The organism is Capnocytophaga sp. CM59 (assembly GCF_000293175.1).
In the GTDB taxonomy this organism is placed as follows: domain Bacteria; phylum Bacteroidota; class Bacteroidia; order Flavobacteriales; family Flavobacteriaceae; genus Capnocytophaga; species Capnocytophaga granulosa.
The window spans coordinates 107,211-122,285 of record NZ_ALNN01000003.1 but is presented as its reverse complement, the minus strand read 5'-3'; the positions used below and the strand labels follow the sequence as shown (position 1 = coordinate 122,285).

Genomic DNA, 15,075 nt, shown 5'->3' with positions numbered 1-15,075 from the left:
TGGGGGGTGATGAATTTCCTACATGGTCACCCTTGGGGGGTGATGAATTTCCTACATGGTTACCCCTGGGGGGTGATGAATTTCCTACATGGTCACCCTTGGGGGGTGATGAATTTCCTACATGGTTACTTCTTACAAGCAATTGACAATCAATTAATTATGTTTTTTTTAAAGTTTTTAGCCCATATACATATATTATATATACATATATTATTATATAAATATATACATCATATATAGGCCTCATTTTTTTTCTGCATTTTTTCGCTTTCTTCTCTATTTTACACAAACAACACATTACCAACACATTGCATTGTACCTGATTGGTGTAGATTTTTTGGGGCAAGATGTGTCTTTGTATATACAACGGAGTTGAGATATACAAAGACAATCTTGCTTTTCCCCATTTTTCTATTCGTCTGTCTGGGCAAGCCACACGACAGACGAATGAAAAATTGGGGAAAAGGGGGGAAAAACTCGGAACTCGTTTTTCCTTCCAAGCCGACGCTGGCTACTTGTACTAATGCCTTTTATGCGTTTTCTTTCTTTCTCTATGCCTTTTTACTACTTCAAGAAGTACTTTTCCTTGCCTTATTTGTTAATGAAAAATTAAATTTACTGAGACTCAAATGTCTCCTACAGTGTTTTATAGTCTCAAAAATAGAAAAAAGTGAAACTTTGAGTCTTCTACAGTGTTTTATAGTCCACGCATTTTTTCTTCTATTGGCCAGCCCATTTTTCTACCCGAAATTTGCAACAAAGAAAACGATGAAAATCTCTCACGAAAAAAATTTAAAGGATAAAGCAATCATTCTTAGGATCTCTTCCTCGCAGAAAGCACTATGGAAAAAGTACTGTGCAGAGAAGAAAATGAGTCTGACCGATTTTATAGTTAGTGCCGTGGAAAATAAGATGAGTGCACAAGAGAGACGTGAGGTTCTTAAGTTCATTGAAAAACAAGATAATATCTTTGCTAAGATTGAAAACAATATCAATCAGTTTGCCAATATTGCAAATGCCAAAAAGGATATAAACTCTTTTGAGATGAAATCTTTTACCGAGCAGCTTGTTAAGATACAAGAATTAAAGGCTGTACAAAATCAGATATTTAAAGATATCTATAAGTTGATAGCCTATGATAATTAAAATACTTAGTTCCGCAAGCAAGGATTTTCATGGTGTAAAGTACAATGACAAGAAAATCAATAGTGATAAAGGAGAGCTTATGGATATGAAGAACTTTCCTTCCTTTATCAATAAGGATAGTTCTCAAGAGGAGGTACGAAATTACTTAAAGTCTATATCGCAAAGCAATAAGACTAAAAAACCTCAGTTTCATGCGGTGATCTCTACCAAATTCCAAGAACATAGCAAAGAGCAGCTTACCAAAATAGCTAATGAGTTCATGAAAGAGATGGGATATGGCTCACAACCTTATATCGTAGTTTTTCATAAAGATACTGAAAATAACCATGTTCATATCGTATCTACTAGAGTAGATAAGGATACAGGTAAAAAAATCAATGACAGCTTTGAAAAAATAAAATCGCAACAAGCGCTTTCCAAAGCTATGGAGACTGTTTTAGGTGTAAGTAGAGAAGCTGATATAGACAAATTGTTGCAGTACAAATATAGTACTTTCCAACAATTGGAAAAACTTTTAGAACAGAATGGTTTTAAAGTACATATAAGTGAGAGCAACCCTAATCAAGCGAATATACTCCATAATGGACTTTGTCATAAAACATTGTTTTTGGATAAACTTCATTATGAGAAAGTAGATAAAAATGACAAACGAGCCAAACAAATCAAGGCTTTCCTTGAAAAATATAAGGATATGTATTCCAATAAAGTATTCAAGGTTGTAGACAATAGGGCTGAGAAGGGATTATATGATAAAAACAAACATAATCATACTCCAATCCCTCCAAAGATAGAATTTAAAAGCGAATTACAGGAAAAACTCAAAAATATATTTGGAATAGACATCATATTCCATTACAAAGATGACAAACAGCCTTTTGGTTACACCCTTATAGATAACGCTACACAGAGGATATACAAAGGTAGTGAAATAGCTAAGATGAATGATATTTTTGAATTTACCCAAGATATTATAGAGAAAGAAGACTTTGAACGGCTGAAGGAATACAACATCAGAAGCGACAAGGAAAAGGAGGTTATATTACAATTCTACGCCTCTCAAGGTAAAGACATAAAGGATTTTATGCTTTTTGAAAATAAGAAATTCAAGGCCAGCGAAAAGGATGAGAATTTTAAACAGCTCAAAGCCGATGTAAAAGGAAGTGCACAAAATCAATCAAAAAATGATTTTGTAGTCTTTCAGAAAGACACCAATGATGATTATTATGCCATTCATCAGCGTTATCATCAAGTTCACAAATTAGATACTCTCATTGGAAAAGAAGCATCTACTGAATATATGTCTCGAATGAATACCTCTGAGACTGGAATAAGTACTCATACTGACTTCAATCACAGTAATGGTAATGTTTCAGAGGTTTTTCATTCAAAAAAAGAGAACTCTCTTATAGAGGAAGTAGGCAATGCCTTGAGTAAAAGTGCTATTGTAGGAAGAGATACTACAGAAGACGAATTTAAGAAACGAAGAAAAAAACGAAGATAATGATACTAACATTTGCAACACAAAAAGGTGGTGTAGGGAAAACAACCTTAGCTATAGCCTTTGCTAATTACCTATCTCTTGTAAAAAATAAACAAGTAAAGGTTTTTGATTTTGATTTTCAAAGATCCTTTTTTCAGAAATGGGAAGAAGATAAAGCCTTATCTCTTCCTGAACTCTATGAGGTAGAGATAGTGGGAGACCCCAATCAACAAGAAAGTCTTCTTGATTTCCAAGATATTGCAGATATGAAACAGAGTGATATCTACTATATCTTTGACTTGGCGGGAACCTTGGATGAGAAATATATAGAACTCTTGGTCTATAGTGATTTTGTTATTATTCCTTTTGAATATTCCGATGTATCAGTGAAATCTACACTCGTATTTATCAATGTACTGGGAATGGTAGAGAGCCAAGCCAATAGAGTGTTCATCCGCTCTAAATATGACAAAGGCTATCTCTACAAAAACCAAGCAGAGATGGATGAGGAGATCCGTAAGTATGGTAGAATACTCTCCTCTCCTGTATATAAGCGCAATATATTGCAGAGTATTAATACTCGCAAACTTTCTTATGAACAAAGAGACGCTGTAAAGAAACCTTTTGAAGAATTAATACAATACATACATGAAAGCAGCTAAATTACCTCTTTCCATTCAGTTGGAACGAAAATATAATGATATAAACATGTATAGATTTATCAATGACTGGATGGAAACAAAGAAAAATAGGAAAAATAGGGTTATCAGTATGAGTAACGACCTATATACAGAGCTTGATAAGTTCAAAATATTTGAAATAGACCTAAATGAGATGATTGATATAGGTCTAAGGTATGCTTTGAATAAAAAGGAATTTAGAAACATGCTTACACAACTTATAAAAGAAAAAGATAACTATCTAACTATCTAAAAATATAATACAGATGACAAAATTTATCACCATTGTAGTCGTTATCTACATTATTTATTATGCAGCTAATATTATATATGATATATTCTTCAAAAAGGAAAAGCGTACTCCTGATGAGGAAGATAAAGAAGAATTTGCTTTTAACAATATAGATGATGATGTAAAAGTAACTAATGTAGGAATAGACGATGTAGAAAATATGGATATGGGAGAAAGTATGGAAGCTAGTGAGGATGACCTTTTCTCTTCTGCAGCAGACATTGATGACGATGAAACACCTACTGATACTGATTTACAAGCCATGCAAAGAAAGTATGAAGAGGAGGAAAATATAGACAATAACTCCGTCACAAATACTATTGAAAAGGAAAACGTAGATGATACATCAAATTCTGGAGGAATAGCACCCTCTTTCCCTTCTTTTGATAAGCAAGAGGTACTTAGAAAAAATAGAGAACTTTTTAGAAACATTATCAATATGGCCGAGACCAATATACAAACTATTGCAACGGCTGATGGAGAAAAAATATACAAGTCTATGATGAATTTCAATAGCTAAACTAATAAACAAGTAATTTTTTATAACCATGAGAAATTTTTATTTCAAGATGACTAGAGGACAGAAGTTTGTCCTAGCTTTATTCTTAATCGTTTGTGCAAGTAGCCCTTCTTTTGCACAAGGAGCTGGTGCTATTGGTGATGCTGCTAATACCATCAAATCTTACTGGGGTCCCGTTAGTACTTTAATCAAAGTAATAGGTGCTGTTGTAGGACTTATAGGAGGATTACGTATCTACAACAAATGGACGAATGGAGATCAAGACATCAACAAGGAGATCCTTGGTTGGGGCGGCGCTTGTTTGTTCTTGTTCTTAGTACCTACTTTCGTAGCAGCTTTCTTTAATATTTAATAAAGAACAAAGAAAACAAACACAAACGGTTATGGAATTTTACCTGTACAAGGGGTTAAAAAAACCCCTTGTCCTTTTTGGACTAAAAAATAAATACATTGTTTATGCCCTTGGTGCTGCTGCTTTAGGAGTTATCGGACTTGCAGTATTACCCTCCTTGATAGGTTTCTTCTTCGGTATCATTTTAGGAGCCGCTATAGGCGGAGCAGGTATATGGTATGTCTTCTATTTACAGGATAACAAAGGACTCTATCAAAAACAGAAAAATAATGAGGAAATACATATTTTCCCCAAACGATTTAAACTTAAAAACATGAAGACAAGATGAAAACAAAATCTTTTGAGTTTCCATTTATCGGTTATGATTATGCAAGGGAACATGGTTGGAAAATGGATGTGCTTATAGGGCAGTATGGAAATCCTATCATAGGTATTCGTATCAAAAATATTGTAGAACAATACTCCGCAGATCCTGATCGCTATGAACAATTCCATACAGTGTTAAACCAAGTTATAGCTATCATAGGCGAAGAACATATTGTACAGAAAGTGGACATCTTCGCTAAAAAAAGATATACAGCTGAAAAGGAAAAGACCTTTTTGCAACAAAAATACTCTGAGCACTTTGACGGACGTATCTTTAAAACCATAGATACCCTACTGCTTTTTACAGATATCTTAGATAATAATAAAAGTAAATACAAATTCTCTGAGAAAAAGTATAAAGAGCTTCGAGATAAATGCGAAAAAGTATTTTTATTGTTAGAACAAAGCGAATGTGAACCCAACTGGCTCTTTGAAAAAGATTTCGAATATTATATAGGAGGCATACTAACAATGAAGTTCGCTGATATTCCTACTTTTGACAATATCAAATCTACCAATGAATATCTAAGAATCGGGAACTCTTTTGTTAAGACCATTTCCTTTGTAAATGTAGAAAATATTGACCTTCCCAATAGTATTACTCCTTATGCAACCATGGGAGGTAATGGTGCAGTGTCAGACTTGGCTATTGATAATTTCTCCTTTCTTAACGAGTTAGAGGATTATCAAACTATCATCTATAATCAGGTAATTGCTATTCCCAATCAAGTACAACGACAACGAGATTTAGATAAAAAGAAAAGAAAACATGAAGGAGTAGCCAGAAGTGCGCCTTCTAACGCTATTGTTGCCGAAGAGATTGAGGAATTGCTACACAATATTGCTGTAGATGGACAGCTCGTGGTAGACGCTCATTTCTCCTTAGTTGTTGCTTGTGATACTTTGGAGAAAATGGAAAAAACACAATCTACTATTGAGAGTAAACTATTTACTAAGGGAATAATAGTTTCTAAAAATGCTTATAATCAAATGGAGCTATTCCGCTCCGCTATTATAGGGAATGCAGTAGAGTTAAAGGATTACGATTTATTTACCACTACTAGCGAGGCTGGGATATGTTTTTTTTTTAAAGAAAGTTTTCCCATAAGTGAAAAGTCCAATTTCTATCTAAGGTTTGCTGACAGACAAGGAGTCCCGCTCAAGGTGGATACATCTGATCTACCTTATCAAACAGGACGTATCAATAATCGTAATAAGTTCGTCCTAGGCCCTTCGGGTAGTGGTAAATCATTCTTGATGAACAACATTGTAGAACAATACCTTACTTACAATTATGATGTAGTTATTGTAGATACAGGAGATTCCTACTCAGGTACATGCGCCTACAAAGGCGGGCGTTATATCCAATATACAGAGGAAAAGCCTATTACTATGAACCCTTTTGCAGTAGGTAAGGAGGAATTTAATATTGAGAAAACGGAGTTTCTAACCAATCTTATCTTTTTGATATGGCAAGGGCCGGATGCAACCATGACTCCATCGCAGAAGTCTATCTTAGATAATGCACTTCTTGCTTACTACCAACAACATTTCAATGGGAACGAAGAAAAGGCTTGGTATGAGGAGAAAACAGATGAGGAAATCCTACTATATCTCAACAAATATAATATCTATGAGGAGGATATAGAGCAAGAAAACACAAGTTTCTATGACATATTAGGGTTACCTTTTGATGCCACCACTAAGGATATTAAGGAAAGGGGACGAAAACTATTACAAGAATACCACCCCGATAAAAACCAAGGGAACCAAGACTATGACCCTGAGCGCTTTTTTAAAATCTATGAGGCGTATGAAACACTTTCTGATGAGGAAAAACGCAAAGCTTATAATGAATCCTCTGCCCTTATCACGATAAAGAATGAGATGATACCAGTAGGGGAAAACCAAGAAAATAGTGAAAACAATCATACTAGATATGCGCTTATAAAACATGTAAAGCGAATAGCTGAAGACTATAAAGTGCCAGAACTATCATTCAATAGTTTTTATGAGTTTTGCGAGAAGTTCTTACCTGTATTTCTTAACAACAAACATCATAAAATCACAGAGCAGGAATTCAACTTACGCACTTTCCTTTTTGTTTTGAAGGACTTTTATAGAGGAGGACGATATGGTACTACTCTCAATGAGAATGCCGATAGCTCCCTATTCTATGAACCTTTTATCGTATTTGAGATAGACAATGTGAAGGATAACCCTAAGTTATTCCCTATAGTTACCCTTATCATTATGGATACATTTATACAGAAAATGCGATTACGTAGTGATAGACGAAAGGCACTTATTATTGAGGAAGCCTGGAAAGCGATTGCCTCGAAGCTAATGGGGGGATACATCTTATATCTGTATAAAACTGTACGTAAATTCTGGGGAGAAGCGGTCGTTGTAACTCAAGAGTTAGATGATATTATCGGAAATGCAGTAGTGAAAGACTCTATTATTAATAACTCCGATACCTTTATCCTACTTGACCAAACCAAGTTCAAAGATAACTTTGATCGTATAGCAGCTCTGTTGTCTCTTAATAAGGTAGAACAAAACAAGATATTCACCATCAATAACCTAAATAACAAAGCAGGACGAGGACGATTTAAAGAATTTTACCTAAAAAGAGGATCTAAAGGAGAGGTATATGGTAACGAAGTATCCATAGAACAGTATCTGACCTATACGACTGAAAAGCCCGAAAAATCGGCTATTACATACTATGTCAATGCTATAGGGAACTATGATGAAGCCTTGGCTGCTTTCGTTCGAGATACAAAAAAATACAAGGAGGATATGAAAACAATTTTTACTCTTACAAACCTATATAAGAAGCCTTTGGACGAGGATGTGATTGGTTTCTTTAAGAAATTCAAAAAGGAGTTCGAGGGTAAAAATGTCCTTAAAGAACTTGACGAATATGTCAAAGACCAAGGAGTATCCTTAGTTGAGATTGTACAACGCAACTTAAAAAGACAAGAATATGAAAGTAAAGCTGTTTAATTTAATTCTTCTGTTCCTCCCTTGTATAGGAAGTGCTCAGGAAATATACATAGACGCATTTACGGCAGCAGCTATGGGAGGGTATGCTGCTACTCTAAAAGGAGGACATGAAAGAGCAGAGAAAGAACAAGACAAACTCCAAAAGGCACAGACCTTTATCAGTGCACAAGTAGCTTTGGTCAAAAAAGTACAAGACAAAGTGTATAAGGGGCTTAGTGAAGTATCTGGTAGCATCCAAAACGCTATTCAAGTAAAAAATATTGGAGAGAAAACAAAAAGATGTGTAGAATATTCTAAAAATATAAGCCAACTTGTAGAAAGACATCCTCAATATGCTATCTTTGGAGCAAAAGCCACTCAGAGATGTTATGAGCAGATCTTGAAAATAGCCAATGAGATGAGTAATATCCTTGCTGATGGGGAAACCAATCTTGCTACCGCAGGCGACAGATATAGGGTATTAGACAATATAGAACAACAAGTACGTATGCTTAAAATATATCTTATCTCTGTACAATTAGCCTTAGAGAATGCTGAGTATGCGGGATTTTGGAAATCTATTAATCCTTTTCAAGGCTATGTAGATACGGATAAAGATATTATCCAAAACATTATGAAAAAATTTAAACATCAATTCTAATGAAACCTATTGTTTTTTTATTAGGGATATTCCTCTGTAATAGCTTTAATGCGAGAGGACAAGAAGAAGAAGAGGCCTTATCTCCTGCTCTTATCTCCATAGAAGTAAAACATTCTCTTCAAGAGCATGATCGTCAGAAAAAACTCAAGGAAAAACAATTACTCAATACCAGTACCGAAGGAGTTAATCAAGAGCAGTGGAAATCCTATAAAAAGGTTGTAGAGAAAGTACAAGATCGCTTGCGAAAAGTAGACTTTATCCTACAAGCCATTCCTACAGGATATGCTCTGTCTCAAAAATATAGAGATATAAAGGCTAATCAGCGACAGATTGTAAGAGAAATACGCACAGCTCCCCAGGCCATTAAGGAGGTTTTGCCTAATCAAATAAAATTTGTAGATGATTTGCAAATGGTAATCCGATTTCTTACAGGCATTATTGCTTCCTATGGTGCGATGAACCAGATGGAGCGAGCTGATAGGCAAATATTCTTAAACCACGCTTTGGCAGAGGTTGATAGGCTAAATAGTAATTCTTATGCAACCTTATGTATCATACGAGATGCCAAGGAACAAGCAAGGATTAAAAAATCCATGTTTGACTACTATATACAACGAGATAAAGAACTTGTAGAGGATTTACTAAAGAATATCAAACGCTTATAATTATGAAAAATATATTCTATATGCTTATCCTAATAGCATTTCTATACTATCAAAAGACACATGCTCAATATTTTACTTGGACAACTAACCCCAGACTATTGGCACAAGTAACAGCTAACAATGGTGTAAGACTTACAAGCTTAGAAGTATTCAAAAAATCATTTGAAAAACAGAAAAAATGGTATGAAGATGCTAAAAAAGATATGACTAAAATATTAGCCGTACATGAGTTTATATATGAGCAACTTTACAATGTTAATTCCCTATTTAAACAAGGTCAAAAGGTAAAGTATATAAATGAATATTTAAAGAAGATATTAAAAGAATTACAGAATTTATTAGATAAAGGAAATAAAAATATAAAATATATCCATGTAGTTATAAAATACTATATAAAAGTTCTTCAAAGGATAGAAGATTTAGGAGAAGGATTAAAAAAAATAGTTGAAAAAAACAAGGAACTACTCATAGATCCTTATGATAGAGATGAACTTTTAGATAATCATCTATTTAAAATACGAATGATATATATAGAGTTACTCAATATAAATAATATGCTTGAATTTAGCAGTAATAGAGCCTATATATACTCTATACCTGAATTGGGTACTTGGGTAGAAATGGACAAAGACCTTACTAAAGATATTATACGAAAAATCAAAACTCTAAAATATTACTAATATGAAAAAGATAATATTGTACGGACTACTACTATATGGTTCCTCCCTCTCTGCACAAACCGAATATAAAGTGATTAGGGATGATGCTCTAAGACAACAAGAGGGGCGTATGGTATTTCAAGAATGGGGAGGTACTGATGATTGGAAACCTGAAGCTGAATATTATAAAATATTCGGTACGCGTGTAGGTCCCAATCTAAGCTGGAGACACTCCTTGGTATGGGGAATGTTCGCTCCAAAAGCTAACAAACGTTACAAAGAAGGTTCCGATATACGCCCCCTAAGAGTAGGAGGCGAGGAAACACAAAGACAAGTTGCAACCCATGCTATGGAAGCACAAGCCAAAGAAACAAAAGAACATATTAAGACTCTTAAAAGTAGAAGTTCTGATGACATGGCATATTGGACTCCCTACACTATCAATGCAGACCCTTTGTATCTGCTTTATTATAAGCGAATGCTAACCCCATTAAAGAATTTCCCAGAATACCCGACTTGGCGTGATTGGGGCTTTCCTAATGAAGAAGCCTATAAAAGAGCTGGTCGTATAGGTCAGATTGATGAATTGCGTATAAAATTACATGTTCTCAAAGATACTTATAAAACAGCTATGACCTTACCTATGCCTCGTGGCAAACGCTTTCTACTCTATCATAAAGCACTCATAGGCTGGAGAGACCTCCAAGTAAAGATAGCCAATTGCAACAGAGAAAGCAAATACTCTATAGACAGTAAAGATCTCTTAGAACAACAGAAAAACGCTATAGATAAAGTCAATCTAATGAGTGATTTAGAAATCGCTCGACAAGTAATGCAACAGTACAAACATAAATTTTAACTATATGAATATCAGGCAACTAATAATTATCTTATGTTTAGGCCTATTTCTTTTACCTATATCATTAAGAGGGCAAGCCTCACAGAATATAACAACTGAACAGGGAGCCAAAACAGCCCAGTTTATGAAAGGAAGTGGAGACTTCGAAAGCTGGTTTATGGAAGCATTCACAAAGATAGATATGCAAATGGATGGAAGAGCTAATGATGTACTAAAAGTAGGCAAGGCAATAGCTGGTATTGGTATGCTAATATACCTTGCTGTGATCGGTTTTAGAATGCAGAGTGGTGCTGCCGAATGGAGTGTGGAACCTATGATTAAACCTGTTGTAGTAGCACTTCTTCTTATCAACTGGGTACCTTTCACCAAAATGATACAAGCTCCCTTACAAATGTTAGCTGAACCCTCAGAGGCTATCTTCAAGGATATTGAGAGAGAGACAAATGCAAGAAGAACTTTTAGATATACCAAACAAATGCAGGTATTAGAGGCTACCATTAATCTTAATGCTACTATACTTGCTAAGCAAAAGGGCTTTTGGTCATCTCTTGGCGATGGTGAAATTTCCCAAGCTTTTGGCAATCTATGGGATAAGATAACGGCTCCTATTGAGGAGGTTGTAGAAAGGGCTAACTATAAAATGCAAAAACTATTAGGTGATTGTATAGAAATGATTTGTCTCATCATTCTACGTGTGGCTGTTTATTTTATTTTCTTTATCCAAAAAGTTTGGTCATATATTCTTATTGTACTAGGGCCTATTGCTATAGGTATATCTTTCATACCTGGTTTTGAAAGTTCTTTCTATAACTGGATATCCAAGTTCATTAATATCAATCTATACACTTTTATTGCTTATACGATTATCAATATCGGACAACAGATAATCATTGCAGGGTATGAAATGGATATCAGCAGACTCTCTGCCATTGTAGATAATAATGGAAACGTTATAAATCAAGGATTATTACTAACCTACACAACATACAATGGTATGGCAACCTCTGTAGTATTCCCTTGTGTGGGATATTTGGTTACAGCCATAGGAGTACTTATTACCCCTACAATAGCAGACGCCATTGTATCAGCAGGAGGTGCAGGCGTAATGACAAAAGTAAAACAAGCAGCCATGAATGGAGCTAAGACTACTTTATCTGGTGGAAAGGGAATAATAGGAGGTGCAAGCAGAGGATATGGTGCGGCAAAACAAGGTTTCCAAAATTTCTATGCTAAGAGCATGGATCCTCATGCTACTAGAATAGCAGGTGATGCCGTATTTGGTAAAGGTAAAAAATAATAATTTATAAACACATGATAGTCAAAAATATTGAAAAAAGAATAAAAATAAACAAAAGTGTATCAATAGCTACTGTAATATTAGCTATGGTAATTGTAATCGTAGGCTTTATCTATTCCTACAAAATCGTACGAGACGCTCGTAAATCACTGTATGTCATTGACAACGGAATACCTGTGCTGGTAAAACAAACCGATGAACTCTTAAATCGCCCTGTAGAATATAAGGCGCAGATAGAGTTGTTCCACAAGTTATTCTTTACCCTTGTCCCTGATGATGCCTATATCAATGAGAATATAGACAAATCCCTATATCTCATAGATGACACAGGAAAGAAAGAAAGGAATAACCTTTTGGAGAAAGGTTTTTATAACCAAATCATTTCCTCCAATGCCACAGTATCTGTGCGAACAGACTCTATCAATGTTAATCTTAATGATAAGAAGTTTATTTACTATGGTACTCAAATGATAAATCGTAGGTCAAGTCTTATTACCCGTAGACTTATCACTCAGGGTTCCTTCAAGGACATTGCTCGTACCCCTAATAATGCCCACGGAGTACTACTTGAAAACTGGAATATATTAGATAATACTGAAATATCAGTCAAACAAAAAAACTATTAATCATGAAATTCTTTGCTAATATCAAAAAGTGGATAACAAGTAACCCAAAAAAGTTCTACTTCTATGCTATGATACTACTAGTTGTTTCCTTCGTAGCCAATACAATCTTTGACATCTATGTTTATAAAACAGAAACTCGGAAACCCAAATTTATAGTACCCTCTCTCTATCAAGGTACTGATGTGGTTGCCTCTGAATATGAGAATAGATTAAAAGAAATGGAAACTATAGCACAAGAACTAGCTGAGTTCAAGTCAAAGCACAAACAAGGGACAGCTTTCACCCCCGCTGATAGCCTCAGAATTGAATACTTATACGAACAATATCAAACGTTGAAAAATGGAAAAAATAAAGAAAATTAATTTCAAGCAACCTAAGTATATTATTCCTCTTATTGTGCTTCCTGTCCTTCTCTTCATTGGTTATCAATTTATTGACCTAATCAATGGTGATGATAAAACAAAACAAGCACAACAAGAAATAAGTACTTCCCTTGGGAAAGTAGACGCTCCTATTCTTTCCAAAAACAAGGCCTATGACAATCTATTCAACGATGAGAATAAAGACGGACGAACGATGATACAAGGCTTTGACAAAGAAAACGATAGCTTATTTGCCTATACTGACAACCTGAATGAGCAACAGAAGCGGTACTTGGACTCTATAGAGTATGTACAAAAAAATGGATTTAACCAAAAACAATCGGCCAAGGTCAGAGAGTCTTATTACACTCCTAATGCTGATGCTCAGAAACAACAAGATGACGAGGATTTTAATCGTTCCATGGAGATGATGAGAATGCTCAATGAAGGTAATAAATCCGAAGAGACCAAGCAAGAAGAAAAGGAATACGACCCTGTGAAAGGCCTTAGAGAACAAATGCTTTTCTTAGATTCCTTAGAAAAATCCAAAGACCCCGCCTATAAGCGACAAATGGAAGCACAAGGGCGAATAAAAGCGAACAAGGACAAAATGGATGAGTTCCTCAATAGTACTATGCAAGTGAGTAAGACAAGGAATTTGGGAGCTTTCAATCATATTTCTAAGCAAAAAGAAAACTTCACTATCAAGTCTGTTATTGATGAGAATATCAAGGGATATTTAGGTTCTCGCATACGCTTGAGACTCTTAGAGGATATCTTTATTGGCAAAAAGAAAGTACAAGTAAAAAAAGGTACTTTCCTATATGCTGAAATATCAGGTTTCTCCCAACAACGTGTTTTTCTCAATATTGTTTCAGTTATGGTAGATAATGATATTTACCCTATCAACCTATCCATATATGATATGGACGGAATGAAAGGCCTCTATGTGCCCTCTAGTGCTTTTCGTGAGATGACACGAGAGTTAGGAGCTAACTCTATACAAGGAGTTAATGTAGAGAGTGGTCAAGGCTTCTTTAACAGCTTAGCAGGTAACCTATTTCAGTCAGCCTCACAAGCTGTAACCGCTATCATTCGAAAGAACAAAGTAACACTTAAGTATAATTCATATATCTATTTAATTGACGAAAAAGACCTAAAGAAAAAAGATGAAAATGAAAAATAATATCACAAAAATCGCAATCATTGCCTTTGCACTCTTTTGCTTTCTGCAACCCAAAAATACACAGGCGCAAACATTAGAAGATAAAATAGAAGTAGCTAAGCTACCTATTATATTCATGGGGAGAGATGTCAATATCCATATCATCGCGCCCGAACCTATCCAATTTGTAGATCTCTCCACTAATGATTTAGTGGGAGACCTTCCTGCGGACAACATTGCTCGTATCAAGGTGCAAGTAGAGGACAGCAATAGTGAGGACAATGCAACCCAAAAACCAAAGTTCGTAACAGGACAGGACATCGGTGTTATTACGATTGTTGGTCAATCTTTCTTAGCTCAATACCGAGCTATCTATAGGGAAGAAAATAGGACTTGGCTAGCTTCCAATATTCATATCAAGGCTGAGGATATGCAACCCTTAGAGTATCCTAAATTCAAATACTCTAACTATGAGCTTAAAAAGTTTGCCTTGCAGATTATGGATAAAAAAGTCAACAAAAAACCTATCCGTAAGAAGAAAGACCTAAAGCTAACAATGCAACTCAATAATGTATACGTGATAGATGACTATATTTTCTTGGATATATCCATAGAAAACAATACCAACTTATCATGCAACATAGAAGGAATGAAATTTAGCATTGAAGATAAGAAGATTTACAAGGCTACCAACAATCAAAGTATATTGTTAAACCCTCTATTCTCACTAAATGACCAAACGAAAGTAAGGAAATCTTACCGAAATATATTTGTCTTTGAGAAATTTACATTTCCCAATAGTAAGATACTCAAAATACGCCTTATTGAAGAGCAGATTTCAGGGCGTGTGATTGATATGAAAATCAATTATTCAGATGTCCTACAAGCTGACACTTTCTAACACAGATAAGGAAATAGAACCAATATATTATGACAAATGAAAATTTAATAGCT

The 15,075-nt window shown here is 34.9% G+C and carries 18 protein-coding genes; all 18 read left to right on the top strand.

The window, feature by feature from the left end:
• Nucleotides 1-240 (top strand): hypothetical protein (locus HMPREF1154_RS13660; protein ID WP_009640524.1); only part of this gene is annotated, 240 nt, incomplete at its 5' end.
• Between the two features lie 207 nt (nt 241-447).
• Nucleotides 448-1,146 carry a hypothetical protein gene (locus HMPREF1154_RS13655; protein WP_232211950.1) on the top strand — a complete coding sequence of 233 codons (699 nt, stop codon included), beginning with the start codon at nt 448-450 and terminating at the stop codon, nt 1,144-1,146.
• On the top strand, nt 1,136-2,647 hold the full coding sequence (locus HMPREF1154_RS00895) for a relaxase/mobilization nuclease domain-containing protein (protein ID WP_009640615.1): 1,512 nt from the start codon (nt 1,136-1,138) through the stop codon (nt 2,645-2,647). The genes HMPREF1154_RS13655 and HMPREF1154_RS00895 overlap by 11 nt, the downstream gene beginning before the upstream one ends.
• Entirely contained in the window at nt 2,647-3,288 is a 642-nt protein-coding gene (locus HMPREF1154_RS00890) for a ParA family protein (protein ID WP_009640552.1), read from the top strand. The genes HMPREF1154_RS00895 and HMPREF1154_RS00890 overlap by 1 nt, the downstream gene beginning before the upstream one ends.
• Nucleotides 3,275-3,559: a hypothetical protein gene (locus tag HMPREF1154_RS00885; protein ID WP_009640634.1), complete on the top strand. Its 285-nt coding sequence runs from the start codon at nt 3,275-3,277 to the stop codon at nt 3,557-3,559. The genes HMPREF1154_RS00890 and HMPREF1154_RS00885 overlap by 14 nt, the downstream gene beginning before the upstream one ends.
• Before the next feature lie 13 nt (nt 3,560-3,572).
• On the top strand, nt 3,573-4,118 hold the full coding sequence (locus HMPREF1154_RS00880; protein WP_009640525.1) for a hypothetical protein: 546 nt from the start codon (nt 3,573-3,575) through the stop codon (nt 4,116-4,118).
• 28 nt (nt 4,119-4,146) lie between these two features.
• The gene (locus HMPREF1154_RS00875) at nt 4,147-4,470 is read left to right on the top strand and encodes a DUF4134 domain-containing protein (protein ID WP_034566588.1); all 324 of its coding nucleotides are present in this window, start codon (nt 4,147-4,149) and stop codon (nt 4,468-4,470) included.
• Nucleotides 4,471-4,501: 31 nt separating this feature from the next.
• A complete protein-coding gene (locus HMPREF1154_RS00870) occupies nt 4,502-4,798 on the top strand; it encodes a hypothetical protein (RefSeq protein WP_009640536.1) in 297 nt (98 codons plus the stop codon).
• Nucleotides 4,795-7,848, top strand: coding sequence for a TraG family conjugative transposon ATPase (locus HMPREF1154_RS00865; protein ID WP_009640547.1), 3,054 nt, complete (start codon nt 4,795-4,797; stop codon nt 7,846-7,848). Before HMPREF1154_RS00870 ends, HMPREF1154_RS00865 begins: the two co-directional genes overlap by 4 nt.
• On the top strand, nt 7,829-8,488 hold the full coding sequence (locus tag HMPREF1154_RS00860; protein WP_009640514.1) for a hypothetical protein: 660 nt from the start codon (nt 7,829-7,831) through the stop codon (nt 8,486-8,488). Before HMPREF1154_RS00865 ends, HMPREF1154_RS00860 begins: the two co-directional genes overlap by 20 nt.
• Nucleotides 8,488-9,153 carry a hypothetical protein gene (locus HMPREF1154_RS00855; protein ID WP_009640645.1) on the top strand — a complete coding sequence of 222 codons (666 nt, stop codon included), beginning with the start codon at nt 8,488-8,490 and terminating at the stop codon, nt 9,151-9,153. Before HMPREF1154_RS00860 ends, HMPREF1154_RS00855 begins: the two co-directional genes overlap by 1 nt.
• A gap of 2 nt (nt 9,154-9,155) precedes the next feature.
• The gene (locus HMPREF1154_RS00850; RefSeq protein WP_034566585.1) at nt 9,156-9,833 is read left to right on the top strand and encodes a hypothetical protein; all 678 of its coding nucleotides are present in this window, start codon (nt 9,156-9,158) and stop codon (nt 9,831-9,833) included.
• 1 nt (nt 9,834) lies between these two features.
• The gene (locus tag HMPREF1154_RS00845) at nt 9,835-10,671 is read left to right on the top strand and encodes a hypothetical protein (RefSeq protein WP_009640544.1); all 837 of its coding nucleotides are present in this window, start codon (nt 9,835-9,837) and stop codon (nt 10,669-10,671) included.
• Nucleotides 10,672-10,675: 4 nt separating this feature from the next.
• Complete coding sequence (locus HMPREF1154_RS00840; RefSeq protein WP_157231222.1) at nt 10,676-11,968, top strand: hypothetical protein; 1,293 nt, start codon at nt 10,676-10,678, stop codon at nt 11,966-11,968.
• A gap of 14 nt (nt 11,969-11,982) precedes the next feature.
• On the top strand, nt 11,983-12,594 hold the full coding sequence (gene traK, locus HMPREF1154_RS00835) for a conjugative transposon protein TraK (RefSeq protein WP_009640643.1): 612 nt from the start codon (nt 11,983-11,985) through the stop codon (nt 12,592-12,594).
• Between the two features lie 2 nt (nt 12,595-12,596).
• Nucleotides 12,597-12,956 carry a hypothetical protein gene (locus tag HMPREF1154_RS00830; RefSeq protein ID WP_009640562.1) on the top strand — a complete coding sequence of 120 codons (360 nt, stop codon included), beginning with the start codon at nt 12,597-12,599 and terminating at the stop codon, nt 12,954-12,956.
• On the top strand, nt 12,943-14,142 hold the full coding sequence (traM, locus tag HMPREF1154_RS00825; RefSeq protein WP_034566601.1) for a conjugative transposon protein TraM: 1,200 nt from the start codon (nt 12,943-12,945) through the stop codon (nt 14,140-14,142). Before HMPREF1154_RS00830 ends, traM begins: the two co-directional genes overlap by 14 nt.
• Nucleotides 14,132-15,022, top strand: a complete 891-nt coding sequence (gene traN, locus HMPREF1154_RS00820) for a conjugative transposon protein TraN (RefSeq protein WP_009640567.1) — start codon at nt 14,132-14,134, stop codon at nt 15,020-15,022. Before traM ends, traN begins: the two co-directional genes overlap by 11 nt.
• Nucleotides 15,023-15,075: the final 53 nt, after the last annotated feature.

Excerpts from the sequence above, each read along its gene's own strand:
- HMPREF1154_RS00895 (WP_009640615.1), top strand. The coding sequence starts at position 1,136 with ATGATAATTAAAATACTTAGTTCCGCAAGCAAGGATTTTCATGGTGTA.
- HMPREF1154_RS00840 (WP_157231222.1), top strand. The coding sequence starts at position 10,676 with ATGAATATCAGGCAACTAATAATTATCTTATGTTTAGGCCTATTTCTT.
- HMPREF1154_RS00880 (WP_009640525.1), top strand. The coding sequence starts at position 3,573 with ATGACAAAATTTATCACCATTGTAGTCGTTATCTACATTATTTATTAT.
- HMPREF1154_RS00850 (WP_034566585.1), top strand. The coding sequence starts at position 9,156 with ATGAAAAATATATTCTATATGCTTATCCTAATAGCATTTCTATACTAT.
- traK (WP_009640643.1), top strand. The coding sequence starts at position 11,983 with ATGATAGTCAAAAATATTGAAAAAAGAATAAAAATAAACAAAAGTGTA.
- HMPREF1154_RS00875 (WP_034566588.1), top strand. The coding sequence starts at position 4,147 with ATGAGAAATTTTTATTTCAAGATGACTAGAGGACAGAAGTTTGTCCTA.
- HMPREF1154_RS00865 (WP_009640547.1), top strand. The coding sequence starts at position 4,795 with ATGAAAACAAAATCTTTTGAGTTTCCATTTATCGGTTATGATTATGCA.
- HMPREF1154_RS00885 (WP_009640634.1), top strand. The coding sequence starts at position 3,275 with ATGAAAGCAGCTAAATTACCTCTTTCCATTCAGTTGGAACGAAAATAT.
- HMPREF1154_RS13655 (WP_232211950.1), top strand. The coding sequence starts at position 448 with ATGAAAAATTGGGGAAAAGGGGGGAAAAACTCGGAACTCGTTTTTCCT.
- HMPREF1154_RS00845 (WP_009640544.1), top strand. The coding sequence starts at position 9,835 with ATGAAAAAGATAATATTGTACGGACTACTACTATATGGTTCCTCCCTC.
- HMPREF1154_RS00870 (WP_009640536.1), top strand. The coding sequence starts at position 4,502 with ATGGAATTTTACCTGTACAAGGGGTTAAAAAAACCCCTTGTCCTTTTT.
- HMPREF1154_RS00890 (WP_009640552.1), top strand. The coding sequence starts at position 2,647 with ATGATACTAACATTTGCAACACAAAAAGGTGGTGTAGGGAAAACAACC.
- HMPREF1154_RS00830 (WP_009640562.1), top strand. The coding sequence starts at position 12,597 with ATGAAATTCTTTGCTAATATCAAAAAGTGGATAACAAGTAACCCAAAA.
- HMPREF1154_RS00860 (WP_009640514.1), top strand. The coding sequence starts at position 7,829 with ATGAAAGTAAAGCTGTTTAATTTAATTCTTCTGTTCCTCCCTTGTATA.
- HMPREF1154_RS00855 (WP_009640645.1), top strand. The coding sequence starts at position 8,488 with ATGAAACCTATTGTTTTTTTATTAGGGATATTCCTCTGTAATAGCTTT.
- traN (WP_009640567.1), top strand. The coding sequence starts at position 14,132 with ATGAAAAATAATATCACAAAAATCGCAATCATTGCCTTTGCACTCTTT.